Origin of the sequence: Pseudomonas floridensis (genome assembly GCF_002087235.1) — a bacterium.
GTDB lineage: Bacteria > Pseudomonadota > Gammaproteobacteria > Pseudomonadales > Pseudomonadaceae > Aquipseudomonas > Aquipseudomonas floridensis.
The window spans coordinates 1-24,134 of record NZ_MUIO01000075.1 but is presented as its reverse complement, the minus strand read 5'-3'; the positions used below and the strand labels follow the sequence as shown (position 1 = coordinate 24,134).

Below are 24,134 nucleotides of genomic sequence, written 5' to 3'. Positions count from 1 at the left end.
TGCGCACGAAAACGCCGCCGATGCTGAAGCCTTCTGCAAGCAATAAACCAGCAGCGGTAACGACCACAGCCTTGGCCCATTCGTGCGCAACGATCGGGAATCGAGTGCTCTGGACCCCGCGATATCGGCAGCCAGACCAAGCACGGACGTGAGCACTTATGCGTGGATTAATGACCGACATCAGTGACAGCAAAAAAACCGAAGAAGCGTTGCGTGTATCCGAAGACCGATTTGCCTCAGTCTTTGCCCATTGCCCGGACATCATGGTGATCGCCAGCCTCATCGACGGTCAGATCCTCGAAGCCAACAAAGCCTTTGTCGAACAGACCGGCCTCACCACCGACGAAGTGATTGGCAAGACCCCGACCCAGATAAACATCTGGGCCGTGCCGGGCATCGGGCCCGGCCTTCTGGAACAGTTGCAAAAAGGCCATATCCGTAATCTGGAGATGCCCTTCCGACGCAAGGACGGAGAGACATTCTCAGGACTGATGTCGGCGCAGCCTTTCGAGCTGGGCCCGGAACCGGCCGTGCTGGTGGTGGTTCGCGACATCACTCCGCTCAAGCAGGCGCAGCAACAACTGCAACTCTCCGAAGAGAAATTCGCCAAAGCCTTTCACGCCTCCCCTGACGGCCTGACCATCAGTCGCGTCCACGACGGGGTGATCCTCGAGGTCAACGACGGCTTCTGCCGCATCACCGGCTATAGCGAAAAACAGTGCCTTGAACGCTCCACGCTCGACCTGGGCATCTGGGCCGACCAGAGTGAACGTCAGACCATGATCCACCACATCAGGCAACATGGCTCCGTTCGCGACTTTTACGCCAGGATTCGCGGCTCCGAAGGCAATATCCGGCTCTGCGAGCTGTCTTCGCACCCCGTGCCTATCGATGGCGAAGACTGCCTGCTGACCATCTGCCGGGACGTCACCGAGCGCCAGCACATGCAGGAAAAACTGCACCTGGCCGCCACCGTTTTCGAAAGCACTGCCGAAGGCGTGCTGATCACCGACACGCGCCAGCGCATCAATGCGGTCAACCGTGCCTTCAGCCAGATCACCGGCTACAGCGAAGCCGAAGCCATCGGCCATACGCCCCGCCTGCTGGCCTCGGGGCAGCACGACAGCGCTTTCTACGCAGCGATGTGGCACCAACTGACAGCGGACGGTCACTGGCAAGGCGAGATCTACAACCGGCGAAAGAACGGCGACATTTACCCGAGCTGGCTGACGATCAGCGCGGTGCGCAACAAGGATCACCTCATCACCCACTTCGTCGCCGTATTCGCCGACATCTCCAGCCTCAAACACGCTCAAGCCCGCCTCGACTATCAGGCCCACCACGACCCCCTCACCGGCTTGCCCAACCGCACCCTGTTCGAGAACCGCCTGCAAACCGCCCTGCTACACAGTGAAGAGTCAGGCAGCCTGGGCGCCGTGCTGTTTCTGGATCTGGATCGCTTCAAACACATCAATGACAGCCTCGGTCATCCGGTCGGCGACCTGCTGCTCAAAGGCATCGCGCAGCGCCTCAAGGAAAACCTGCGCGACATCGACACCGTGGCACGGCTGGGCGGCGACGAATTCATCGTCCTGCTGCCCGGCCTGCTGCAACCCAGCGATGCACAGACCATCGCCAACAAACTGCTGAGCACCTTCAACGCGCCCTTTCAGGCAGGCGAACACGAGTTCTTCATCAGCTCCAGCATCGGCTGCAGCCTGTTCCCCACCGACGGCACCGACGTCGCCACACTGGTCAAGAACGCCGACGCCGCCATGTACCGCTCCAAGGCCAAGGGCCGCAACCGCGTCGAAAGCTACACCCGCGACCTCACCTCCCAAGCCAGCGAACGCATTGCGCTTGAACAGGAGCTGAGGCGCGCACTGGACCGCAACGAACTGAGCCTGTCCTTCCAGCCCAAGACCAGCGTGCTGAGCAACACGATGGTGGGCGCAGAAGCCTTGATTCGCTGGAGTCACCCCACCTTCGGCGAAGTACCGCCCGAGCACTTCATCCCGTTGGCCGAAGAAAACGGCATGATCCTGCAAATCGGCGACTGGGTGCTGGAACAGGCCTGCCGCCAGATGCACGAGTGGCGCAAAGTCTACAAACCGTTCGGCCCGCTGTCCGTCAACCTGGCCGGGGCGCAGCTGCGCCAGCCCAACCTGGTCGGCCGCATCGAACAACTGCTGGCCGACAACGGCCTGGAGCCCGGCTGCCTGCAACTGGAAATCACCGAAAACTTCATCATGAGCCAGACCCAGGAAGCCCTGGCCGTGCTGCACAAACTCAAGAAACTCGGCGTCCAGCTGGCCATCGACGACTTCGGCACCGGCTACTCCTCGCTCAGCTACCTCAAACGCCTGCCGCTGGACATCCTCAAGATCGACCAGTCCTTCGTCCGCGGCCTGCCCGAAGACACCCACGACGCCGCCATCGTCCGCGCCATCATCGCCCTGGGCCGCAGCATGCAACTGACCGTCATCGCCGAAGGCGTGGAAAACAGCGACCAGCAACAATTCCTCGCTGCAGAAGGCTGCGAACAGATCCAGGGCTACATCGTCAGCCTGCCCCTGCCGCCGGAGGAATTCTGCGCCAGGTTCCTTCTTATCGACGTTTCGGACTTTTCGGATAGCACAGCCGCGAAACCGCCGTTATAATCCGCGTCCTGCTGAGGGCCCATAGCTCAGTTGGTTAGAGCAGAGGACTCATAATCCTTTGGTCCACGGTTCGAGTCCGTGTGGGCCCACCACCTTTGAAAGCCGCGCATTGCGCGGCTTTTTGCTGTCTGCGACAAAAACAGCCGAGCCAGTTCTATGGTCCACGTACGAAATCAGTACTGTGCCAAAACAACAGCACGTTTTTGAAGCAGAAATAACATGGCCGCCATCGTCAAAGCACACTGACATCTTGAAGGCCATAGGGCGGACAACCGGATGGCCCGCCAACGAGAAGACCTTTCGTGCAAAGCGTGATGCCGAAGACTGGGCCCGTCGCACAAAAGATGAAATGCTCAGAGGCGTGTACATCCAGCGGAGCGGTTCAGAGCGCATGACATTGGCCATGGCTTTAAAGCGATATCCGACCGAGATCAGCCCAACGAAGAAACCGACGACTCAGCGCGCCGAAGCAACCAAAGCTCAACAGTTGATAAGCCATCTAGCCAAGTACTCGATGGCTGCGCTCTCCGCAGAAATCATTGCCAATTACCGAGATACGCGTCTGGTATCAATCACCAGTCGTGACAAGCCAACAAGCAACAACACCGTGCGTCTGGAGTTGGCCCTTTTGAGCCACTTGTACACCGTGGCAATTCAGGAGTGGGACTAGGTAGTGGTCAACGAAACGCAGAACAGCAGGTGCAACAGGCAAAGTTGGAAGCTCAGAATCAGGCACGTCAAGCAGAGAGAGACGCCAAACCAGCATAGCTGCCGAGGCGACACGCCGAGCAGAGCAAGATTCCGAGCACCGACTAGCTGCGGCAAAACGCCAGTCGGAAGCAGCAGCCGAGGCGAAGCAAAGAGAATGTACGAGCATCATGGCAAGAGCCAGATTCGCGGTCCAAGGTTACAACCCTCTAACGGGAGCTAGAAATTGATAGCCGTAACAGATCGACGGGCTGTATCTACTTTCGAAGGATCTCTTCATTTTCGCGCGCGCGAAAATCACTGGACTTCGAAAGCTCATCTTCGCGGTGACTAAATAGTATGCGTCCAGCCAAGTCACCTTGCGTGATTTCACCAGATATCAGCTGATATGCGAGCAATTTGCTGTGCATCGCTTACCGATCGGCTTCCCTTGTCAGCGCCAAGACGGAGCATCATGATTAAGCAATGACTAAGAATGAGGAACACACGCTTGCGTAGCTCAAGCAGGTATCCATTGATATGGCAGTAACTGGCCGATGTCATTCGCCCGCTGCGTAGGTACCTCTTCAAGTGTCGACATTGCGCCACGCTGGGCGCTTACCAAGACAACCATTGACACCCAAAGTTGAAGCCTGTGAATAAAACCGAATGGCAAGCCCTAAAGCCCAGGCTGAAAAAGTACCTCGCAATAGCCTCGCTGCTCTGCTTCGTCGGCTTTCTCACCTATGGCTACCTGCACAAACCGGAGCTTCCCCCGCAAATAGTACTGAAGCAAAACTTCATCCCGGGGGGGTGGCTATATATCGTCGAGGAAGCCAGGGATCGTTCGGAGCCCAAGACGCTGAAGTTCTATATGGATAACCGTGAATCGACTGACGAAACCATGAAGGTGTATCTGGGCAAGACGCCGCCGTTTCTGGTCTCAGACACCGATTTGAAAGACGTGGTCATTCAACGCGTCGCCAACGGCCTGCACATAAAACTCAAAGGCGCAGTACTGAGATATCGAAGCGACCTTTATCTTGAGGATGGCGACACCTACACCACATATAGGGTAAGCCTTGAACAAGTTGAGACCCGACCGCCCTTGCCGAGCGGTCGGTAATCTTTTTTGAATAGAGGGGCCAGCGTGATCGCCAGCGCCGGCCATTACATGGACATGAAAAAGAAGTAATCGCCCACGGAGTCGGCGTGAAACTAGCGCCCTCATTCAGGCTTGGCGTCAGGCATGAAGAGCCGAGGATGAGCTAGACGCAGCCTAACAGTAAATGCTGCTGGTCAGAACGCGGCACTCAGTCACGAGTATCGTGGCGGGCCGACCGGATCAGGCTCCAATTTGCAGCAATACCCTGATGTAGAGGGTGCTCATTTAGGCTGATTCGCTCTATGGGGCAAGGTTAGTGGCATGAGCGAGGTGTCGCATTTTGCAAGAATTTGTTCCCAATGAGGGTGGGCTTCGCGTTTCGACCAAAGGGAATACGTGTTTAGCAGCCGCTTGCTATTAAGAAGCCACTAAATTAGGGTTAGTGGCTGCAAAAAGTGGGCATCGGATAACGTGCGGAAATTCACTATCTGAAACTCCTCATGCGGGAGCATGTTTGAAAATTAATGACTTCCATATTGTCACATCAGTACCATGGCTTTCAGCCTGGGTGGTGGGCTTCACCCTTCCAGTTTTTTCAATAACTCCATTTCTCTTGGCTCGGGCCATTACGCCTCCTAGAGCACGTGCCTCTGCTGGCTTTGGAAGGCCAGTATTCCATACGTCGTCGGGCGTGAATTCCTTATTAGCCTCTGCCACCCTTACTACCGCATCATAAGCGTGTTCCGCCCAGTTACTTGGAGCCATTTTTGCATCCTCCTTTTTGCGTTATTTTATTAATTGCCCAAATTGAATGTCGAAAAGTTTGTCTGACGGCCCTTCTCGCAGTTCAATAATATGATCCGGCTCAGATGCGCACCAGGCGTAAGATCCCCACGCCAGCTCAGCGATACACTTTCTGAATGGTGCACTGGCGCGATCCATAAAAGCAGTTAAAAACATTAAATTTTTTTCGTCAAAGCTGGATTCAGCTGAAATTGCTTTCAGAGCTAATTTCCTATCGCGATTTATTGGCCCATCGCTAGCAACTACTTCGACAAACAGGACGAACATGTCAGCTCCACCGGCGTCAGACCCTAGATCTACTAAAATAATATCCGGCAAAGCTTTAGATGCGTCTATTTTGAAGCCAAGAGCAAGTGCTAGGGTTTCATCCCTAGAAACGACTTTGTTACCCGATTCGGAAAGCCATAGTACTGCGGGCTGATTCAGGAAGCGGGGCGCAAACTCCTCAATGACAGACTTTGTTATTACACTTGACGGACCAGGAGATAGGGAGCGAGTTTCACCATTAGGGAAATTTATCTTTACGGCATCAGTCGCGACAGTCGCGCCATGTTTTACTAGGCGAAGCCTGGAGAGCGCCGCCTTGGACAGATGCGATTCTTGCCAAGCAAGGACAGCGGCTTCTAGCTCTTCGTACATCAAACTTGGATCAAATAGCCGGGCGAACGAAGCCTCCAAAGCATGCTTGGGTTTGGAAGAAGTTGTGGGTATACCAGGGCGTGCCAGCACCGCACGTAACGACACCAAACCGTTACGCAGCGTTTCGTCCCGGACCGGCTCTCGACTGTCCACTGCGTACCAAGCTGATGCTGGACGCCAATTTTTTTGCTCCAACGACATCTTGGCCCACGCCTCACGGCTATCTTCATCTGTGAGCGCGGCTTGGATATCAGACATACCAGTTATCTGACTAGGCCTTACCCACCGATCAGCCCCCTCAATAGCCCCAGTATAAAACATCACGAAAATCGTCTTCGCAGCCATTTCCCTGATCACGTAGTTTCGGTTCTCAGTACCCTCAGGAAAAATCGCTGGCAATCGTTCGATAATCAGGTTCAGCGGGGGAAGGGGTGGCAAAGACACTGTCAAGAAATTCCGTAGAAAGACGATACCAAGCGTTCCACGGCGCTCATAGGAGAACCGTTAAGCAGCATAGTTTCTAGCCTACACAACTGCGCCACATCAGGCAGCGGTAAAGCGTTCAGTTCATAGGCCGAGACCGCAACGCTACCACTGATGCACCGAAATACTCGATCTAACGCTTCGGTGCCCAGGAGCGCGGCGATCGTCATGGGAGTAACACGCGCTAGAGATGCTGAAGGGGCATACACCATATTCAGGTGGTTTTCTATGACCGCTCCGCCGTTGCTATCCAAGAACTCTTGGGGTAGGACCGCAACCACTAAGCGTCGCCCCTGCTCTTTGGATGTCGTTCGTTGGACCAATACGCATGTAGTTTTCGTTATCAAATGGGGTTGAGAGCGTTCGGGGGCAAAATAGGGTACATGACCGCGACGATCTGCCTTGAAAGTAAAGCCACTCGTCGTCACCGATTCAGCCCAAATCAACGGCAACGTATCTACATTTAGCTCGGTCCGAAGCTGGGTTCGGTGGCGGTTCCATACCAGGGGCCCCGTTGAAACCGCGTACCCTAGCCCAGCTAGTCGGGTAGGCATGTTCTCCATAGCGCTTAGGATAGCGGCGTCCTCCCTGGTACGGGGCAGCAGCCACGGCTCACCCGTAGTACAGACATTCACCGAGCCTAACTTTTCCACCCGAGCTACATTTAAGCCTTGTGGAATCAGCGCAGAAACCTCCGCAGCAACGTCCCGAATTTCGCACACATATGTAGCAAGCATGGTTTCCTGTAGAACGTTGTCAAAGACACCTTCCCGGTCAGACACGAAGTCAAATCCAACAGCTGTGACTTCAGCGGTAACCAAACGGCGTAGAGCCTTAAAGTATTGCCCTCCCAAGAAAGATGTAGGGGTGAGATAGGTAATTACTCCGCAAGGCTTGGCCAAGCGAAGTGCCAAATCAGTGAACAGTCCGTAAAGATTCGCATGACCGTAGAGTGAGCGGGAGTAGGAGTTGCGCATTGACTCGTCGAGCGTGACTCGCCCATAGGGCGGATTGCCAATAACAAGATCAAAAGTTGCTGCTCCGGAAACTGGGCGCAGCGCATCCGCGACAGTGACAACGTCAGCTAGCCTGCGGCGAGCCGACACGCATATCGGCATTACTGCGGCCTCAACCAGAACCTGTGCCATCCAGGCGGCGAATGGGTCTATATCCGTGCCCTTCAACCTTACCCCTAGCTGGCGAAGCGTCCAGGCGGGGTCAACTCCGTTCGCATGAGCAACCATGCGCAATGCCAACGGGGCGAGGATAGCTCCGCCGCCACATGCGGGGTCGATTGCGCTACCTGTTGAAAAATCGAAACCCGCTTGTTCCGCCATATCAAGCAAGCGGCTCACCAAGGGCGGCGGCGTATAGTAGGCGCCCATGGCAGAGCGCTGCGCGTCAGGCAACATAACGGTGTAAAGGCTGCCAATTAGGTATCCGGCGTCCTCGACAGGAAACTCGGCAATCAAACGGCCCGTCTCATCCGCAACATGCTGTACATCAACGACAAGCGGTGGAACATCAACGGTCAACGGTTTAACGCTGAAATTTGTGTTGGATCGCTCACAAATCACGCCCCAATAAGAGCAGACGACCGCCGCGCAGAAAGCATGAGCATGTCCCAAACGCGCTTCCACTGACCTTTCCGCGTTTGCATACCCTCTCGCCATAGCCTTGCATGACTGATAGCGCTGAATAGGATCGATTCTCAGATCGATCCAGGGAGCATTCGCAGCAACGGTATTCATACACTTCCTTTTTAGGTGCGCCAACTTAAGCAGGTCCTACCTCGATGCACGCTCGATCAAATCGATAGCACGTTCAGCCCTTGGGCTTATCTGACGCTATCCGCCTCGGGTGCGGCAGCAAAAATGCTGCACTTCCCCCCGGCAACAAAAATGCTACGTGGTGCGCTGAGGCTTTCTGCCAAAACGCCTATCTATGCAGCGCCGGCAGTTTACGGCATCCGAGGTTAGGAGGTCACCTGCATCTACCATGGAGGTCGACCTTCGTCCTCTGTTTTAATAGGTGCCTCCAGCCAAGCCACGAAGCTCGATCTAGATAGCCGCCCTCAGTGGTCCTCAACCGACAAGAGCAAGCCTGGAGAATACCTAGCACCTGACCACCCAACCCACTCCCTCTGACCAGCTGTTTGCACTCGATTTGGCCATCTCTTTGCTTAGGCAACGCCACTGGACCAAAGCTCAGGATTAGGCGTAGCGTGGCATCGATTTTGTGACCACAGTCGCTTAGGACAGCTGTCAGATGGCTATCGATCAGGGTAGGTCAATGGGTTCCGGCAGCCTGGGTCAAAATCGCATCAGCGGCAACACCCTTGAACCTATTTCGTTTCCCGGCGTGTCAGGTAAGGACCATACAACGCACCCTCAAACGAAAAAGCGAAGGGAATTCATTCAAAGAAGCCTTCACCGGTCAACGTGGACCACGATGAGGTTCGTGCAGGTTTTGGAGGTCGTGCCTGGCGAGCCCCTCGTGCTGGCCGAGCTTGACGCGCACCTGTTGCGGGCCGTGCCTGTCTTGCAGGTCGTGCAGGCCCTCCGCTGCAATCAGTGGTGAAGCAGACCGCGTTACCCCTTGCGTCTCGGATCCAGCCATCAACAAACCAACCGAGATGAACGCCAGAGTAAGCGTAAATTGACTCCTCACTGATCCACGCTACCGGTCGACCACTGTACATGTAAATGGCCGGGCTATCCTGTTCGTCGTCGTACCAAGCAATCGCTCTACCGTGGCGATCATAGAAAGAGACATTTGCCATCCACTAGCTCTCCAAGCTATAGAAATGAGACCCGGAGTATAGGCTGGACTTGCCCCTTATCAATCCGGACACCTACCCCGGCCTAACCTGCCCACTCTCCGGTGCCACCTCCCCGGTGGTCAGCCAAAGCGCGTACTTCCTGAACCGCTCGTGATTGGCCACCTTCAGAAAAGGCTGCAGCCCCATCTCGGTGATCCCCGCCTCATATTTCTTCCAGCTGCTGATGCTGATCCCCACGACTTCACAAAACTCGCTTTGGGTCAGGCCCTCCTGTGCTCGGATGGCTTTCATTTTTTCTGGCAGATCCACGCTTTGATTTCCCCTCTTGACAGGTTCCTTGCAAGGAACTAAATTAGTTCCAAATAAGGAACCCTAAATCAAATACTCGACAGAGGTTATCAGAGTGCGGATCGTCTGCTGATACGGCCTGCGTAACTGCAGGTGATCAGCCTGAACCCAGACTGACATCTAAGCCTTCCAACCCCCCACGTAAAACCCAAAAAGAAACCGGTGCACAAGCGCCAACGGGATCGGCTTGCCCGGAAAAAGCCAATCGCCCCGCGTCATCAATTATCCAAGGAGGTATTCCATGACCAAAATTACTCTGCACTGTCTGTCGCAACTCCAACCCCGCCCCGGGCATGCCACTGACCACACCGGTAAACGTCGAGGCAAACTGACGGCGATTGCCTGGTGTCGCTCTAGCCGCTCGGGGAAAGGCGCTGTCTGGGTCTGTCGGTGTGACTGCGGGGTGTTCGAATATCGACGGCCCGGCACATGGGCAAGCAAGTCTTCGCCTGATGACATGTGCGACGGGTGTCTACGTAGCAAAGGGCCGAACGCCAGGGAGACGGCTCCGGTACGGCTCCAGCGGTGGGTTGATAGCCTGCGCGGTATCGGACTGACTGAGGCGGAGATTGGGTTGATCCAGGCGCCGGGGATGATGGTCGAGACCAGAGGGCTGTCCATCGAAGAGATACGTGAGCAGCTAGCCCGGAAGGTGTAGCTGAACTGCTTATAAGGGCTGCGTCATTCGGCGTTGGCGAATCCAGGCGGCCAAGTGATAGCCGCCGCCTGCGGTAAATACGATGGCGAACAGGCCCGCCAGCAGGCTCGCGCCCCATAGCGCGCCTCGGTCTTCAATGATCGCGGTGCTGGATGGGGCCTCGGCACGGTAGAGCACGGTCACTGAGTCTCCCACTGCATAGCCGAAGATGAATCCGCTTTCAGGGTAGCTGAGCGCTTTTCCCGTGGCGTCGGTGAAGTCGATCTGAGGATGACTGCCGCCCGAATTCAGAGCGCTGACCTGCCCTTCGGCGCGTTGTGCCTGGGCCAGAAAGCCAAGCCGGTCCTGAGCCATCCAGAGGGTGATATAGAGCAGGCACAGGCCCAGCGGTAAGAAAATCAGTGCACGGAGCAGGTCGCCCCGTTCGGAAGATGGTGCGTTGCTCATCGCAGATCCCTTGCATCGCCTGTGAACGGCGGCCATTACAATGAATCCACCGGAACGTGTCAATCAAACAGAAGCTGGCTTTGGGACTGCCCGGGCGCTTTGCTCTGAAACTCATCTGTAGTTCGAAATACGCCTGTCGTCATCCACCAATTACCTGCAATCGCCACATAACTGCCGCTGCAATTGTCTCGCTCAAGTTGACAGACAAACCTTTTCCAAGCGCTTTTTCAACCTTCAGATGGACATTAATCTAGCCACACGTTGAAACGACGCCACTCACCACTTCGAAAAGGACTCCACCATGAGCAATGCAACTTACAACCGCCTGAACAAAGACGACGCCGTAGTTCTGCTGGTCGACCACCAGACCGGTTTGATTTCGCTGGTGCAGGACTTCACTCCGAACGAGTTCAAGAACAACGTGTTGGCGTTGGCCGATGTGGCGAAGTTCTTTGAGCTGCCGACCATTCTGACCACCAGCTTCGAACAAGGCCCGAACGGCCCGTTGGTGCCGGAACTCAAAGAGATGTTCCCGGACGCGCCGTACATCGCTCGCCCTGGCCAGATCAACGCCTGGGACAACGAAGACTTCGTCAAAGCAATCAAGGCTACTGGCCGCAAGCAACTGATCATTGCCGGTGTGGTGACGGATGTCTGTGTCGCGTTCCCGACCTTGTCGGCGCTGGCTGAAGGGTTTGATGTGTTCGTGGTGACTGACTCGTCCGGCACGTTCAACACGGCGGTGCAGCAGGCCGCCTGGAACCGCATGACACAGGCCGGCGCGCAGATGATGAACTGGTTCTCGGTGGCGTGTGAGTTGCAGCGTGACTGGCGCAACGATATCGAAGGCCTGGGCAATCTGCTGTCGCAGCGTATTCCGAACTACCGCAACCTGATGAACAGCTACGCAGCCTTGACTGCCCGCTGACAGGTAATCGCAGGAGGGCATTTTGCCCTCCTGCATGCACCTCGATATCAAGTCTGACTAAGGCGGTATTACTATCAGTTCAGCATCCCTCTCAGCCTGACCACTTCGCCAGCCTGAATCGCCGTCTCCTCTGCATTCAACACCCGCTCGCAATACTCACGACTCAAGAAAAGTATGACGTCGTTCCCATCCGGCTCGGATGCATACGCCGGATGACCTGCAACCTCCGCAAGCAGTGCCTCAGTAACCGGCGCGACATGAAAATGCAGACTGAACCCTGTAGAGAATCCCAATTTATACACCACCACTTTTCGAGGCTCATACGCCCGCATCAGGAGCTGTTCTGTCCTGCGCAAAACCCCTCCCAACTCAGCCAGCGCCGCGTCGTTCAGGTCGCCCAGATCAGCAGCCGGTGCAACTGACGCAACCATCAGATACCCGCTGTACCGCGCGTCCCGTCGATGGCTGACCAGCCAGTGCTTCGTCTCAAAGATGCCCAGTTCAGTCATGTGCCCCTCCTCCGGCGCCTCATCGCCAACTGATTTACAACGGGAGAATAGGACACCGCACCTCAGACATGCGAAATTGCATGGGACTTCGCCAATCCGCCGCATCATCTGGAACACTTCTCAATGGACCTGAAATTCAGCCACATCGACGTCCTCGTCACTGACCTGGAAGAAGCCTGCAGCTATTACGCCCGGATCCTGCAAGCCAGAATCTCGAAAACCCTGGTCTGGGAACGCGGCGGTTTGCATGTGCGCTACGCCATCGCAATGATCGGTGCGGAGCGCTTCATGCTGGTCCAGCCGTTGGCGGGGAATTTGAAGGAGCTGCTGGACACGTCGGGCGAGGGAATGATTTATCGGCATTGTTATTCGACGCCGGACATCGAGACGGCTTACGACGAACTCATGGCAGCCGGTGTTCAGCCTGAAGACGAGAATGGCAAGCCCTTGGATCGTTCGAACCTGCAATCGCCCTCCGGAGGAAGGATCATCTGGCTGCCCAAGCGGTTCGGGCATTTCTCGGTGGAAATTCTCGAAGAGAAGACGCTGGAGGCATTTATCGAGGCGGCGTTTGCGGATTAGCGAGTAGCACGCAGGTTCATGAACGCACTGTGAGCAAGCATCCGGCCCGCTCCGCCAATCTGCCAGGGTGCGAAAAAACTTGAGGAATACTGATGGATACCGATCCGATTTGCCTTGTTTTCGTACCTGCGCTGGTAGTCATTCTTACAGCGGCTGAAAACGAAAAAGGTTCTCCACTCACCGAGGAAGAAGTCGTCAGCATCCGGGACAAGGCGACGTGCATCGCACTTCGGTTCAGTGCCGCGCTCAGCATGGAAGAGAAACGAGGCTACCCGGATATCGTTGCGGAGAACTGCTGGGAGCAATGGCAGCAATATCGCGAACGCAGCGCCTGAACGGTTGCGAGGGTTAAGCGTACACGGCGGCTAAAGGTGCTCACTCTCCACCCGTGGCAACAGCAAGCTGTACCCCTGAAAAAACATGTTTTCGTGGGAGCAGACTTGTCCGCGAAGAGGCCCGTGCAAACACCCAAAAACCAGCGCCTGACACACCGTTTTCGCGGACAAGTCCGCTCCCACCAAGGGGCTGCGTGCACGTCCGCTCCTACCAAAGGGGCGCGTGCACGTCCGCTGCCACGGGTGCGCCTTTCCTAGCAATTTCCAGAATCACAGCTAAACCTGTATGCAGGTATTTCACGCTGATTTCGCCAATCTGTCATCAACCGGACGGGTGGCGTCCGTGCGGTCTAAAGTTGCCATGGTCGAGGCAGATAACCCCTTAGTTGCTTCCATCCGCTGTAACGTTCAAGGATCGAACCCATGACGTCGAGTCAATACGGCAGTACTCCAGGTCAAAGTCATCCGCGTTTTCTCTGGTTTCCCCTGGTCCCGGTCGTTCCGGCCGTTGCGTGGATCCTGACGCAGTCCGGCACCACACCTTCCCATCTTGCTGCATCGGCTGTGCTCACCCTTCTGGGTGTTGGCGCGGGCTGGTGGAGTGCGCGTTCGCAACGTGAAGAAACCATGCGCGCTGCGGCGTGGGCACTGGAACAGCATCGGGCCCAGGAAGCGTCACTCGGTGCACAGGCGTCGCGGGCACAGATCAATGAAGTGTTTCTGGGTGCCATGCCGATCTGGGTCAAGCAGGTCGAGAGTTCGCGTCAGCAGACTGAAACCGCGATTGTCGAGCTGACCAGCCGCTTCACCGGCATCTCCGAGCGTTTGCAGGAAACCGTGCAGGCTTCGCAGCAGGCTGCGGGCGAACTGGATGGGCAAAATGCCGATGGCGCGCTCAAGGTGCTGGCGCAGAGTGACAGCGAGCTGAGTCATGTCATCGACTCCTTGAAGGCCACTCAGGCCAGCCGCGATGAGACGCTGACGCAGGTGCGCAGCCTGACAGCGTACACCGGCGAATTGCGCACCATGGCCGCCGATGTGGCGGCCATTGCCGCGCAGACCAACTTGCTGGCCCTCAACGCCGCCATCGAAGCCGCCCGCGCCGGGGAAGCCGGTCGAGGTTTTGCGGTGGTGGCCGATGCGGTGCGCAGTCTGTCGAGCAAGTCCAGCGAGACCGGCCAGCAGATGTCGGCCAAGGTCGACATCATCAACAACGCCATCACTCAATTGGTGCAGGCCGCGTCAAGCGGTGCGGATCAGGACAATCATTCGGTGGCCGAGTCCGAACAAAGCATTCAGCACGTGCTGCAACGTTTTCAGAGCATCACCAGCCGCCTCGCCCAGTCCGCCGATCTGCTCAAACAGGAAAGCTACGGCATTCGCGACGAGATGACGGAAGTACTGGTCAGCCTGCAGTTTCAGGACCGGGTCAGCCAGATCCTCTCTCATGTGCGTGACAACATCGATTCGCTGCACAGTCATTTGCAGCAGTCCAGCCAGTCGCCCGACCTGGCCATTGCCATCGACGCCCGTGAATGGCTGGCGCGCATGGAGTCCACTTACGCCACCGACGAACAGCGCCGAACACACCGTGGCGAATCGGCTGCGCAGCAGAATTCTCAGGAAATCACGTTCTTCTAGGAGCGAATCATGGCTAAGAGTGTATTGGTGGTCGACGACTCAAGCAGCGTTCGGCAGGTAGTCGGCATCGCGCTGAAAAGTGCCGGGTACGACGTGATCGAAGCCAGCGACGGCAGGGACGCACTGGGCAAGCTCACCGGGCAGAAGGTGCACCTGATCATCAGCGACGTGAACATGCCGAACATGGACGGCATCACCTTCGTGAAGGAAGTGAAGAAGCTGGCCAACTACAAGTTCACGCCGATCATCATGCTCACCACCGAGTCGCAGGAGTCGAAAAAAGCCGAGGGCCAGGCCGCCGGAGCCAAAGCCTGGGTGGTCAAACCGTTCCAGCCCGCGCAGATGCTGGCGGCGGTTTCCAAGCTGATTCTGCCCTGAGCCCTGGGGCCACGGAGGCCAGCATGCCGATGTTGAGCGAAACGACCGGTGACACCACGCGTGTGCACATCGATGGCGAACTGACGATTTACACGGTGACCGAACTGGCCGCCGGGCTGCTACCGCAACTGGGTGCGGCGCCACACCTTGAAGTCGACCTGTCGCAGGTCACCGAAATGGACGGCGCAGGCTTGCAGTTGCTGGCGGTCATCGAGCGTGAGGCGGGCAGGAATGGCGTCACGCTGAGTCTGACCGGCCAGAGCAAGGCGGTGGTGGACACATTCGGACTGTGTAATCCGGGCGCCGTGCTGTAGCGCGTTCCGTTGGCAGCAACGTTCAGTGATCGACAAAGGAAGTCCACGTGAGCATTAATCTCGATCAGGCACAGCAGACGTTCATCGTCGAGGCTCGCGAACTGTTGCAGGCGATGGAGGAATCCCTCCTGCAACTGGAAAGCGAGCCGGGCGATCAGGATGCCATCGGCGCAGTGTTTCGTGCCGCTCACACCATCAAGGGATCGGCCGGGTTGTTCGGCCTGACGCCGATTGTCAGCTTTACCCACATTGTCGAAGACGTGCTCGACCGTCTGCGTGAAGGCAGCGTTTCGGTGGATGCAGCGCTGATCGCGGTGTTGCTCAAGTCCGGCGATCACATGCTGGAACTGATCGATGTCGTGGCCAGCCGGGGTGAGCCGTTACAGGCGCCAGCGCTGGAGCGGGAGGCCGCGTTGCGTGAGGCGTTGCAAGCGTATCAGGCACCCGGCGAAGCGAGCGTTGCCGCCGAGGCCGCGCAGGCGACGGCGGGCAGCGCTGTTCAGGCCGAGACGCTGTGGCACATTTCGCTGCATTTCGGCGTGGACGTGTTTCGCAACGGCATGGACCCGCTGTCCTTCCTGCGCTACCTCAACACGCTGGGCCAGATGGTTCAGGTGACGACCGTGACCGACAACATTCCGCCTGCGCAGTCGTGGGATCCGGAATCCTGTCATCTGGGCTTCGAAATCGACTTCCGCTCGGCAGCCGGGCACGCCGCCATCAATGAAGTGTTCGACTTCGTCCGTGAAGACTGCGTGGTGGAGATCACCGCTGTAGACGAGAGCCACGACGACACCGCGCCCACCGGCACCGAACTGGTGGCGCAGGAGGTTCAAGGCCAGGTGATCAGCACTGGCGAGTTGCTCGGCGACCAGCGCGCCGTCCCCAGAGGCCAGGCGCAGGTTCCCGCAGAGCGGACATCGCCGACCTCGGAGCAGAAGGGCAAGGATGGCCGCTATGTGCGAGTCAACGCAGACAAGCTCGACGAACTGATCAATCTGGTCGGCGAACTGGTGATCGCCAGCGCCGGTGCGAACCTGCTGGCCCGCTCTTCGGACAATGCGCCGCTTCAGGAAGCCAGCTCCACGGTGTCGGGCCTGGTCGAAGAAATTCTCGACGGCGCGCTGCACCTGCGCATGATCCCCATCGGCGACACCTTCAACCGGTTCCGTCGGGTGGTGCGTGATGTCAGCCAGGAACTGGGCAAGGACATCGACCTGATCATCAGTGGCGCAGAGACGGAACTGGACAAGACGGTGGTCGAGAAGATCGGCGACCCGCTCATGCATCTGCTGCGCAACGCCATGGACCACGGGATTGAAAACGCCGAGGCACGGCGTGCTGCGGGCAAACCTGCAAAGGGCCACTTGAACCTCAATGCGTACCACGACTCGGGCAGCATCGTCATCGAAATTGCCGACGACGGCGCAGGCCTGAACCGCGAACGCATTCTGGAGAAGGCGCAGGAGCGCGGTCTGGTGGCCAACGGCGCGCTGCTTACCGATCAGGAGATATACAACCTGATCTTCGAGCCCGGCTTCTCGACCGCCGAAGCGGTCACCAACCTGTCCGGGCGAGGCGTCGGGATGGATGTGGTCAAGCGCAACATCACCTTGCTGCGCGGCACCGTGGATCTGGACAGCCAGCCCGGTCAGGGCACCATCGTGCGCATCAGGCTGCCACTGACACTGGCGATCATCAACGGGTTTCTGGTGGGCATCGATCAGTCGACTTACGTCATCCCGCTGGACATGGTTCAGGAGTGCATCGAACTCGACGATCAGGATCGCCAGTCCAGCCGCAGCAACGGCTATCTGGATCTGCGCGGCGAAGTGCTGCCGCTGGTTTACCTGCGCGATCACTTTCATCACGAAGGCCCCGCCGCCCGGCGCCAGAACGTGGTCGTGGTGCGTTACGCCGAACACAAGGCCGGGCTGGTGGTAGACGACCTGCTCGGCGAATTCCAGACCGTGATCAAACCGCTGGGCAAGCTGTTCGGCGGCCTGCGCGGCATCAGCGGCTCGACCATTCTGGGCAGCGGCGCGGTTGCGCTGATTCTCGACATACCGGCACTGCTCAACCAGATCATCCAGCTGGAAGCGCGACCGCCGCACACCCCTCATTCGTTTTCGGCCGCTGCTCGCTGACGTATTTGCACTTCCATGGAGGTAACCCCGATGAAATGGTTTTACGATCTCAAAATCTCTACCAAGCTGATCACCTCGTTTCTGGTGGTGCTGGCGCTGACCGCAGCCATGGGCGTCTTTGCCATTATCCAGTTGGGCCAGGTCAACCAGGCCGCTCAGGACATCAAGGACAACTGGATGCCGTCCATGCGCGCTGCGTCGGGCATGCGTTTCTATGCCGCCAACTACCGGCTCAAGGAAAACCGCCATATTGCGGCCGACAACGAGCAGGAAAAAACCCAGATGGAGCAGGAGGCGGCGGAGGCGCGCAAGCAGTTCGAATCGCGCCTGGCGATCTACGAGAGGCTGCTCGTCAACGATGAAGACCGTCAGATGTTCAACAACGTGAACACTGCCTGGTCGGCGTACCTGAATGTCAGCAAGGAACTGTTCGCGCTGTCACGGCAGAACCTTGAGGCCCAGGCACGCAACCTGCTTCGCGGCGAATCCAAACTGCATTTCGACGAGGCCACCAGCCAGTTGCAGAAAATGGTCGAACTGAACGATCAAGGCGCCACCGTGGCCAGCGAAAAAGGCTCGGCCCTGTACGAAAGCGCACGCATCTCGATCGTCGCCGTGCTGGTCGTTGCACTGCTGATTGGCCTGGCGCTGGCCCTGTTCATTTCGCGCATCATCTCCCGTCCGCTCAAAGAAGCCGCCATCGCAGCCGGTCAACTGGCCGAGGGCAATCTCAACGCGCAGATTTCGGTCGGTTCCAGGGATGAGACCGGCATGGTGCTCAATGCCATGCGCAACATGGTCGGCAAGCTGGCGCAGATCATCGGCGAAGTGCGCAATGCTGCCGACAACCTGGCCAGTGCGTCGGAAGAAGTGAGTGCCACGGCACAATCGATGAGCCAGGCGACCAGCGAGCAGGCCGCCAGCGTCGAGGAAACCAGCGCGTCAGTCGAGCAGATGAGCGCCAGCATCAACCAGAACACCGAGAACGCCAAAGTCACTGACGGCATGGCCAGCAAGGCCGCCAAGGAAGCCACCGAAGGCGGCGAGTCGGTGCAGCAGACCGTGGTGGCGATGAAAAAGATCGCCCAGCGCATCAGCATCATCGACGACATCGCCTACCAGACCAACCTGCTGGCGCTCAACGCGGCCATCGAAGCGGCGCGTGCGGGTGAGCATGGCAAGGGCTTTGCGGTAGTTGCCGCCGAAGTGCGCAAGCTGGCCGAACGCAGCCAGGTAGCAGCACAGGAGATTGGCGAGCTGTCCTCGAGCAGCGTCGATATGGCGGAGAAAGCGGGCAAGCTGCTGGACGAAATGGTGCCGTCGATCAACAAGACGTCGGACCTGGTGCAGGAAATCAGCGCAGCCTCCGAGGAGCAGGCGGCAGGCGTGGCGCAGATCAATACCGCCATGACGCAGCTCAATCAGGTAACGCAGCAAAACGCGTCGAGCAGCGAAGAACTCGCCGCCACGGCCGAAGAAATGAGCAGCCAGGCCGAACAGTTGCAGCAGGCCATGAGCTTCTTCGTACTGGGCGCCACCACCCAGGCGGTCGCGAGCAGCGTCAGCATCGACCACTCCGGCGGCAATCCGCCGCGCCAGCCATCGCGGCCGGTCCAGCACGCACCGAAAAAGGCTTTCGCCTACAACATGGCCAGCGCCCCGGATGAATCGGAATTCACCCGTTTCTGATCGCAGGCCCGACACAGGTCATACAGGGAGAAACACATGGGCGCATTGGCCAACAGTCATCAACCTGCGGCAGCGGTCGAGGAAGAGGCGCAGTACCTGACATTCAGGCTCGGCGACGAGATGTTCGCCATCGGCATTCTGGGTATCAAGGAGATCATCGAATACGGCAGCCTGACGGTGGTGCCGATGATGCCCTCATTCGTGCGCGGCGTGATCAACCTGCGAGGTGCCGTGGTGCCGGTGGTCGATCTGTCGGCGCGCTTCGGCCGGCAGAACTCCCAGACCACCCGGCGCAGTTGCGTGATCATCATCGAGGCGAGCAGTGAAGACGGTCAGCCGCAGGACATCGGCCTGCTGGTCGACACGGTCTCGGCGGTGCTGGAAATCCCCGCGTCGCAGATCGAGCCGCCGCCGAATTTCGGCGCGAGGATCCGCGCCGATTTCATCAGCGGCATGGCCAAGGTCGACGGCAAGTTCGTCATCGTGCTGGAGGTCGATCGCGTGCTGTCCATCGACGAAATGTCCAGCCTCGCCGAAGCGGGCCAGGCGCCTGCTCTCGACGTCGACGTACACTGAGCCCGCCCATGCCAAACACAGCGTCGCTCAACGATCACGAGTTCGGTCAGTTCCAGTCCTGGCTGTATCGCGCAGCGGGCATCAACCTGTCGCCCGCCAAAAAGGCGCTGGTCGCCGGGCGTCTGTTCAAACGCCTCAAACACTATGAACTCAACAGCTACAGCGACTACTTCAAGTTGATCATGACCGATCAGCGCAACGGAGAGCTGCAAATCGCCCTGGACCTGCTGACCACCAACGAGACGTATTTTTTTCGCGAGCCCAAGCATTTCGACTTCCTGCGCCAGCACGTGCTGCCCCATGCGACACCGGGCAAGATGTTCCGCCTGTGGAGCGCCGCCAGTTCCTCCGGCGAAGAGCCCTACAGCCTGGCCATGACCCTGGCCGAAAGTCTGGGAACGACACCGTGGGAAGTCATCGGCTCGGACATCAGCACTCAGGTGCTGGCCAAGGCGCGCAGCGGCCATTACCCCATGGAGCGCGCCGAGACGCTGCCTCAGCCCTTGCTGGTCAAGTACTGTCTGAAAGGCACCGGTCGCCAGAGCGGCACGTTCCTGATCGAGAAAAACCTGCGCAACCGGGTCAGCTTCGTGCAGGTCAATCTCAACGAAACCCTGCCCGATCTGGGCGAGTTCGACGTGATCTTTCTGCGCAATGTGATGATCTATTTCAACCAGGAAACCAAACGAAAGGTGGTAGCGCGATTGCTGCCGCGCCTGAAGTCCGGGGGCTACTTCATCATCAGCCATTCGGAAAGCCTCAACGGGGTGAACGACACCCTGAAACTCATCACCCCTTCGATTTATCGCAAGCCATGAAAAAGCCTGTCGGCGCGGCCGAAGTGGTACTGGCTCCAGGCGAGGTGAGTTTTGCGACTCGCCCTACCCGCCTGCGCACGCTGCTCGGCTCCTGCGTGGCGATCACATTCTGGCACCCAAAGCGGCGGATCGGCGGCATGTGCCACTTCATGCTGCCAGGGCGTATCCGCAAAGGTCTGCCACTGGACGGCAAGTACGCCGACGAAGCACTGGAACTGCTCATCCAGCACGCCCGGACCCATGGCACTCAACCTGAGGACTATCAGGTCAAGTTGTTCGGCGGCGGTGAGATGTTTCCCTGTCACCGTCAGAACCTGCACATGCATGACGTCGCCAACCTCAATATTCGCGCCGCGCTGAAGCTTGCCGAGCGGCACCATCTGCACCTGATCGCTCAGGACATGGGCAGCACCGGTTACCGCAACATCATCTTCGACCTGTGGAACGGCAACGTCTGGGTCCGGCATAAACCAACAGGAACCCTCGACAACGATGCCCACCAAAAAAATCAGCGTACTGCTGGTCGATGACTCGGCCGTGGTTCGCCAGGTACTGCTGGCGATCCTCAACGATACGCCGGATATGCATGTGATGGGGGCCGCCTCGGACCCGATCTTCGCCATGGACAAGCTGGCCCGGGAATGGCCGGACGTCATCGTGCTGGACGTGGAAATGCCGCGTATGGACGGCATCACTTTTCTCAAGAAGATCATGAGCGAGCGCCCCACGCCGGTGGTGATCTGTTCGTCATTGACCCAGAAAGGCGCAGAGACTTCGTTGCAGGCGCTGTCTGCCGGGGCGGTGGAAATCATCACCAAGCCCACCACGGGCCTGAAGAACTTCCTCATCGAGTCGGCGGCCGAGTTGGTCGCAGCGATTCGTGCCGCGGCCAATTCGAACGTCAAGAACCTGGGAAAACGTGCTGCGCCCACCGTGCTGACGCCGGCCAGCAAACTGACCGCCGACGCGATACTGCCGGCCGCCAGTGGCCACGCCATGGCGCAGACCACCGAACGCATCGTCGCCATCGGCACGTCGACCGGCGGCACTCAGGCACTGGAAGCGGTCCTCACGGCGCTGCCCAGGGTGTGTCCTGGCATGGTCATCGTGCAGCACATGCCGGAAAAATTCACCGCGTCCTTTGCCGCCCGCCTCAACGATCTGTGCCAGATCGAGGTCCGCGAGGCGAAGAACAACGACCGTATCCTGCCCGGCCTGGCGCTCATCGCCCCCGGCGGCAAGCACATGATGGTGACCCGCAGCGGAGCGTATTATCACACTCAGGTCATTGACGGCCCGCTGGTCAACCGGCATCGACCTTCAGTGGATGTGCTGTTTCGTTCGGTGGCCAAATTCGCGGGCAAGAACGCCACCGGGATCATCATGACCGGCATGGGCGATGACGGCGCTCGCGGTCTCAAGGAAATGCTCGACGCAGGCAGCTCGACGGTGGCTCAGGACGAAGCCAGTTGCGTGGTGTTCGGCATGCCCAAGGAAGCCATCAAGCTCAACGCGGCGCAGCGCATCATACCGTTGCAGGAAATCCATCAGGCGATCCTGCACCGGTGACGCTTCGCGAAAGACCGTCACCGGCTGGGCGGCGTGGCGTGGCGTGGCGTGACGGCCTTAAAGCGCTGAAGCCGGCCGTCAATCGTAAAACGGCGCGACCAACGCCCGACTGCCGACGAAAAAGCTGTCTGCGACCAGCCGCAAGGGTTGTAGGTCCAGATCGCTTGTCCGGTCGCCAATCAGTTGCTGGAAATGCCGGTACACCGCTGCGTATTCGCCCTCTTCCGACACGCTCTGGCTCACGCCATCGATGCTTAACAAGGCGCCGCCATTGTCCAGACGCAACGTGCCTTCGGTGCAGCGGATTTCGATGCTCCAGAGTTCGTCATGACCGTGATCGAAATCGAACTCGGCACGGATGTCGAGGTGATGAGCGTCGGACATTTTGATGTCGGCAGCGATTGGCGACTGGCAGTTGTCAGGTACGCGCAACTCGGCGGACTCGACGAACAGCTGCAGCGGCAGCAGGTGAGTCACGATCGACAGGGCGTTGATGCCCGGATCGAAGACGCCGAGGCCACCGGGTTGCCAGATCCAGGCCTGACCGGGGTGCCATTTGCGCACGTCTTCCTTCCACTCGATCTTCACGCTTTTTAGGGTGCGGGATGCCAGCCAGTCGCGGGCGGCCTCTATTCCAGGAGCGTAACGCGAATGCCAGGCGAACAGGCCGCTGACGCCTTGCTCGCGAACCTGGTTCACCAGTTCCATCGCCTCGCCGAGGGTGGCGCACGGCGGTTTTTCAACCAGCACGTGTTTGCCGGCGGCGATGGCTTGCTGCACCAGGGCGAATCGACCTTGCGGCGGCGTGCAGAAGGCAATTGCGTCGACCTGAGGCCCGTTTTCGAGCAACTCGGTCAGGGACTTGAAGTTCTCTACTGCGGCGCAAGGCTGCCCTTGCGTGGCAACGGCGACGAGTTCGAAAGCGGGGTTGGCGAGGATCGCGGGGACGTGCTGGTCCTGGGCAATCTTGCCGTAGCCCACCAGACCGAGACGAATGGGTTGCATCAGTGACTCCTGGGTTTTTGTACTTATTGGTGGAGCAAACTAGACGGAAATCGCGCAGCAGACAATGGGAACGCTCAGCATCCGTCCGTTTCTGCGTCAGGCGGCGGTCATGACATTGGAAATCCTGCCCAGAAACGGGTCGAGTCGCTCACCGGGGGCGTCTCGCTCGACCACCAGCGCCGCGACTTCTTCACACTGCGCTACTTGGTAATGGGCCACGCTGGACAGCTTTTCATTGGTCACGGCCACCACAATCTGGCCGCTTGCTGCGACGACTGCACGCTTGAACTCGGCGTCCTCCAGACCGAACGCGGTTACGCCGTTATCGGGATCGAGGGCGCAGGCACCGAGAAAACACAGATCGAAACTGAACTGGCGCAATTGCTGGACTGCCGTCAGCCCGATTACACCGCCGGCGATGGGATTCAGCCGTCCGCCAAGCAAAATCACCTCTGCGTTCGGCAGGGTCATCAGTTGCACGGCAATCAGGGGCGAGTTGGTGGTGAGGGTCAGTTGCAACTGCGGATCGATGGCGCTGGCGATGGCGAGGTTGGTCGATCCGGCGTCGATGAAAACGTGTTGCCCGTCGCTGAGCAGCGAAGCGGCCGCTTGGCCAAGGGCGTCTTTTCGCGAAGTGTCTTGCTGAACGCGAGCGGCCATCGGGCCTTCGGCGCTACGCAGCAGAATGGCACCGCCATAGACGCGTTTGCACAGCCCCGCTGTCGCCAAAGCGCTGAGGTCGCGGCGTATCGAGTGTTCAGACACGTTGAATTCGCTGGCCAGATCCGCCGCAATCACCCGGCCATAACGGGCAAGTCGTTCACTGATCAACTGCTGGCGTTCGCCGGGAAAGGTTTCGTGGGTAGGCGTCATGGAAATCAAAACCTGCATAATCGAGCATTAACGATCACAAACGAGCGAAATATGCCGAGTATGCATCGGGACGTCAATCCTAGGAGCGAGCTTGCTCGCGAAGGGGCCTGTACATCCGCCCCAGATCCAGCGCTCAAGACACCGTCTTCGCGGACAA

The 24,134-nt window shown here is 58.3% G+C and carries 24 protein-coding genes and 1 tRNA gene; 16 read left to right on the top strand and 9 right to left on the bottom strand.

Annotated features, from left to right (window positions below; all coding sequences use genetic code 11):
- Positions 1-170: 170 nt before the first annotated feature.
- The 4 genes from BZK31_RS18535 to BZK31_RS18520 all read left to right on the top strand — a co-directional run bounded on the left by BZK31_RS18535 (position 171) and on the right by BZK31_RS18520 (position 4,473).
- Positions 171-2,660: a bifunctional diguanylate cyclase/phosphodiesterase gene (locus BZK31_RS18535; protein ID WP_167378040.1), complete on the top strand. Its 2,490-nt coding sequence runs from the start codon at positions 171-173 to the stop codon at positions 2,658-2,660.
- Positions 2,661-2,675: 15 nt separating this feature from the next.
- A tRNA-Ile gene (locus tag BZK31_RS18530) sits at positions 2,676-2,752 on the top strand.
- 89 nt (positions 2,753-2,841) lie between these two features.
- Complete coding sequence (locus BZK31_RS18525) at positions 2,842-3,330, top strand: hypothetical protein (RefSeq protein WP_157900765.1); 489 nt, start codon at positions 2,842-2,844, stop codon at positions 3,328-3,330.
- A 672-nt stretch (positions 3,331-4,002) separates the two neighbouring features.
- Complete coding sequence (locus tag BZK31_RS18520) at positions 4,003-4,473, top strand: hypothetical protein (RefSeq protein WP_157900764.1); 471 nt, start codon at positions 4,003-4,005, stop codon at positions 4,471-4,473.
- 477 nt (positions 4,474-4,950) lie between these two features.
- On the opposite strand, the gene BZK31_RS29515 is transcribed toward BZK31_RS18520, so the two are convergent.
- The 6 genes from BZK31_RS29515 to BZK31_RS18490 all read right to left on the bottom strand — a co-directional run bounded on the left by BZK31_RS29515 (position 4,951) and on the right by BZK31_RS18490 (position 10,613).
- Complete coding sequence (locus BZK31_RS29515; protein ID WP_157900763.1) at positions 4,951-5,217, bottom strand: hypothetical protein; 267 nt, start codon at positions 5,215-5,217, stop codon at positions 4,951-4,953.
- A 21-nt stretch (positions 5,218-5,238) separates the two neighbouring features.
- Positions 5,239-6,339, bottom strand: a complete 1,101-nt coding sequence (locus BZK31_RS18515; protein ID WP_083184389.1) for a BsuBI/PstI family type II restriction endonuclease — start codon at positions 6,337-6,339, stop codon at positions 5,239-5,241.
- A gap of 2 nt (positions 6,340-6,341) precedes the next feature.
- A complete protein-coding gene (locus BZK31_RS18510; protein WP_083184388.1) occupies positions 6,342-8,129 on the bottom strand; it encodes an Eco57I restriction-modification methylase domain-containing protein in 1,788 nt (595 codons plus the stop codon).
- A 662-nt stretch (positions 8,130-8,791) separates the two neighbouring features.
- Positions 8,792-9,160, bottom strand: a complete 369-nt coding sequence (locus BZK31_RS30630; protein WP_415639690.1) for a 4-fold beta flower protein — start codon at positions 9,158-9,160, stop codon at positions 8,792-8,794.
- Between the two features lie 72 nt (positions 9,161-9,232).
- Positions 9,233-9,469: a helix-turn-helix domain-containing protein gene (locus tag BZK31_RS18500; RefSeq protein ID WP_083184386.1), complete on the bottom strand. Its 237-nt coding sequence runs from the start codon at positions 9,467-9,469 to the stop codon at positions 9,233-9,235.
- Between the two features lie 706 nt (positions 9,470-10,175).
- The gene (locus BZK31_RS18490) at positions 10,176-10,613 is read right to left on the bottom strand and encodes a DUF3592 domain-containing protein (protein ID WP_083184384.1); all 438 of its coding nucleotides are present in this window, start codon (positions 10,611-10,613) and stop codon (positions 10,176-10,178) included.
- A 301-nt stretch (positions 10,614-10,914) separates the two neighbouring features.
- On the opposite strand from BZK31_RS18490, the gene ycaC reads away from it, so the two are divergent.
- Positions 10,915-11,541, top strand: coding sequence for an isochorismate family cysteine hydrolase YcaC (gene ycaC / locus BZK31_RS18485; RefSeq protein ID WP_083184383.1), 627 nt, complete (start codon positions 10,915-10,917; stop codon positions 11,539-11,541).
- A 74-nt stretch (positions 11,542-11,615) separates the two neighbouring features.
- Here the strand turns inward: ycaC and BZK31_RS18480 are convergent, their stop codons facing one another.
- Positions 11,616-12,050 carry an HIT family protein gene (locus BZK31_RS18480; RefSeq protein ID WP_083184382.1) on the bottom strand — a complete coding sequence of 145 codons (435 nt, stop codon included), beginning with the start codon at positions 12,048-12,050 and terminating at the stop codon, positions 11,616-11,618.
- 123 nt (positions 12,051-12,173) lie between these two features.
- Here BZK31_RS18480 and BZK31_RS18475 point away from each other — a divergent pair, with 123 nt between their 5' ends.
- The 11 genes from BZK31_RS18475 (at position 12,174) to BZK31_RS18425 (ending at position 22,099) form a co-directional block, all read left to right on the top strand.
- The gene (locus BZK31_RS18475; protein ID WP_083184381.1) at positions 12,174-12,632 is read left to right on the top strand and encodes a VOC family protein; all 459 of its coding nucleotides are present in this window, start codon (positions 12,174-12,176) and stop codon (positions 12,630-12,632) included.
- Between the two features lie 92 nt (positions 12,633-12,724).
- Positions 12,725-12,967 carry a hypothetical protein gene (locus BZK31_RS18470; protein WP_083184380.1) on the top strand — a complete coding sequence of 81 codons (243 nt, stop codon included), beginning with the start codon at positions 12,725-12,727 and terminating at the stop codon, positions 12,965-12,967.
- 423 nt (positions 12,968-13,390) lie between these two features.
- Positions 13,391-14,608: a methyl-accepting chemotaxis protein gene (locus tag BZK31_RS18465; protein WP_083184379.1), complete on the top strand. Its 1,218-nt coding sequence runs from the start codon at positions 13,391-13,393 to the stop codon at positions 14,606-14,608.
- Positions 14,609-14,617: 9 nt separating this feature from the next.
- Positions 14,618-14,986: a response regulator gene (locus tag BZK31_RS18460; protein ID WP_073166955.1), complete on the top strand. Its 369-nt coding sequence runs from the start codon at positions 14,618-14,620 to the stop codon at positions 14,984-14,986.
- Positions 14,987-15,009: 23 nt separating this feature from the next.
- Complete coding sequence (locus BZK31_RS18455) at positions 15,010-15,300, top strand: STAS domain-containing protein (RefSeq protein ID WP_083184378.1); 291 nt, start codon at positions 15,010-15,012, stop codon at positions 15,298-15,300.
- A gap of 47 nt (positions 15,301-15,347) precedes the next feature.
- Complete coding sequence (locus BZK31_RS18450; protein ID WP_083184377.1) at positions 15,348-17,447, top strand: chemotaxis protein CheA; 2,100 nt, start codon at positions 15,348-15,350, stop codon at positions 17,445-17,447.
- 30 nt (positions 17,448-17,477) lie between these two features.
- Entirely contained in the window at positions 17,478-19,136 is a 1,659-nt protein-coding gene (locus BZK31_RS18445; protein WP_083184376.1) for a methyl-accepting chemotaxis protein, read from the top strand.
- A gap of 36 nt (positions 19,137-19,172) precedes the next feature.
- Positions 19,173-19,712, top strand: a complete 540-nt coding sequence (locus BZK31_RS18440; protein ID WP_083184375.1) for a chemotaxis protein CheW — start codon at positions 19,173-19,175, stop codon at positions 19,710-19,712.
- Between the two features lie 8 nt (positions 19,713-19,720).
- A complete protein-coding gene (locus BZK31_RS18435) occupies positions 19,721-20,530 on the top strand; it encodes a CheR family methyltransferase (protein ID WP_083184374.1) in 810 nt (269 codons plus the stop codon).
- Complete coding sequence (gene cheD / locus BZK31_RS18430) at positions 20,527-21,060, top strand: chemoreceptor glutamine deamidase CheD (RefSeq protein ID WP_083184373.1); 534 nt, start codon at positions 20,527-20,529, stop codon at positions 21,058-21,060. Before BZK31_RS18435 ends, cheD begins: the two co-directional genes overlap by 4 nt.
- The gene (locus tag BZK31_RS18425; protein WP_083184372.1) at positions 21,023-22,099 is read left to right on the top strand and encodes a protein-glutamate methylesterase/protein-glutamine glutaminase; all 1,077 of its coding nucleotides are present in this window, start codon (positions 21,023-21,025) and stop codon (positions 22,097-22,099) included. Before cheD ends, BZK31_RS18425 begins: the two co-directional genes overlap by 38 nt.
- 78 nt (positions 22,100-22,177) lie before the next feature.
- Here BZK31_RS18425 and BZK31_RS18420 read toward each other — a convergent pair whose 3' ends face one another.
- Together BZK31_RS18420 and BZK31_RS18415 are read right to left on the bottom strand one after the other, a co-directional pair.
- Positions 22,178-23,104: a Gfo/Idh/MocA family protein gene (locus BZK31_RS18420; protein ID WP_083184371.1), complete on the bottom strand. Its 927-nt coding sequence runs from the start codon at positions 23,102-23,104 to the stop codon at positions 22,178-22,180.
- A 96-nt stretch (positions 23,105-23,200) separates the two neighbouring features.
- Positions 23,201-23,977, bottom strand: coding sequence for a DeoR/GlpR family DNA-binding transcription regulator (locus BZK31_RS18415; RefSeq protein WP_083184447.1), 777 nt, complete (start codon positions 23,975-23,977; stop codon positions 23,201-23,203).
- Between the last annotated feature and the right edge of the window lie 157 nt (positions 23,978-24,134).

What these genes read in the sequence shown, in the direction of transcription:
- BZK31_RS18535 (WP_167378040.1), top strand. Translation starts at nt 171, where the DNA reads ATGACCGACATCAGTGACAGCAAAAAAACCGAAGAAGCGTTGCGTGTA.
- BZK31_RS29515 (WP_157900763.1), bottom strand. Translation starts at nt 5,217, where the DNA reads ATGGCTCCAAGTAACTGGGCGGAACACGCTTATGATGCGGTAGTAAGG.
- BZK31_RS18510 (WP_083184388.1), bottom strand. Translation starts at nt 8,129, where the DNA reads ATGAATACCGTTGCTGCGAATGCTCCCTGGATCGATCTGAGAATCGAT.
- BZK31_RS30630 (WP_415639690.1), bottom strand. Translation starts at nt 9,160, where the DNA reads ATGGCAAATGTCTCTTTCTATGATCGCCACGGTAGAGCGATTGCTTGG.
- BZK31_RS18490 (WP_083184384.1), bottom strand. Translation starts at nt 10,613, where the DNA reads ATGAGCAACGCACCATCTTCCGAACGGGGCGACCTGCTCCGTGCACTG.
- ycaC (WP_083184383.1), top strand. Translation starts at nt 10,915, where the DNA reads ATGAGCAATGCAACTTACAACCGCCTGAACAAAGACGACGCCGTAGTT.
- BZK31_RS18480 (WP_083184382.1), bottom strand. Translation starts at nt 12,050, where the DNA reads ATGACTGAACTGGGCATCTTTGAGACGAAGCACTGGCTGGTCAGCCAT.
- BZK31_RS18475 (WP_083184381.1), top strand. Translation starts at nt 12,174, where the DNA reads ATGGACCTGAAATTCAGCCACATCGACGTCCTCGTCACTGACCTGGAA.
- BZK31_RS18470 (WP_083184380.1), top strand. Translation starts at nt 12,725, where the DNA reads ATGGATACCGATCCGATTTGCCTTGTTTTCGTACCTGCGCTGGTAGTC.
- BZK31_RS18465 (WP_083184379.1), top strand. Translation starts at nt 13,391, where the DNA reads ATGACGTCGAGTCAATACGGCAGTACTCCAGGTCAAAGTCATCCGCGT.
- BZK31_RS18460 (WP_073166955.1), top strand. Translation starts at nt 14,618, where the DNA reads ATGGCTAAGAGTGTATTGGTGGTCGACGACTCAAGCAGCGTTCGGCAG.
- BZK31_RS18455 (WP_083184378.1), top strand. Translation starts at nt 15,010, where the DNA reads ATGCCGATGTTGAGCGAAACGACCGGTGACACCACGCGTGTGCACATC.
- BZK31_RS18445 (WP_083184376.1), top strand. Translation starts at nt 17,478, where the DNA reads ATGAAATGGTTTTACGATCTCAAAATCTCTACCAAGCTGATCACCTCG.
- BZK31_RS18440 (WP_083184375.1), top strand. Translation starts at nt 19,173, where the DNA reads ATGGGCGCATTGGCCAACAGTCATCAACCTGCGGCAGCGGTCGAGGAA.
- BZK31_RS18435 (WP_083184374.1), top strand. Translation starts at nt 19,721, where the DNA reads ATGCCAAACACAGCGTCGCTCAACGATCACGAGTTCGGTCAGTTCCAG.
- cheD (WP_083184373.1), top strand. Translation starts at nt 20,527, where the DNA reads ATGAAAAAGCCTGTCGGCGCGGCCGAAGTGGTACTGGCTCCAGGCGAG.
- BZK31_RS18425 (WP_083184372.1), top strand. Translation starts at nt 21,023, where the DNA reads ATGCCCACCAAAAAAATCAGCGTACTGCTGGTCGATGACTCGGCCGTG.
- BZK31_RS18420 (WP_083184371.1), bottom strand. Translation starts at nt 23,104, where the DNA reads ATGCAACCCATTCGTCTCGGTCTGGTGGGCTACGGCAAGATTGCCCAG.
- BZK31_RS18415 (WP_083184447.1), bottom strand. Translation starts at nt 23,977, where the DNA reads ATGACGCCTACCCACGAAACCTTTCCCGGCGAACGCCAGCAGTTGATC.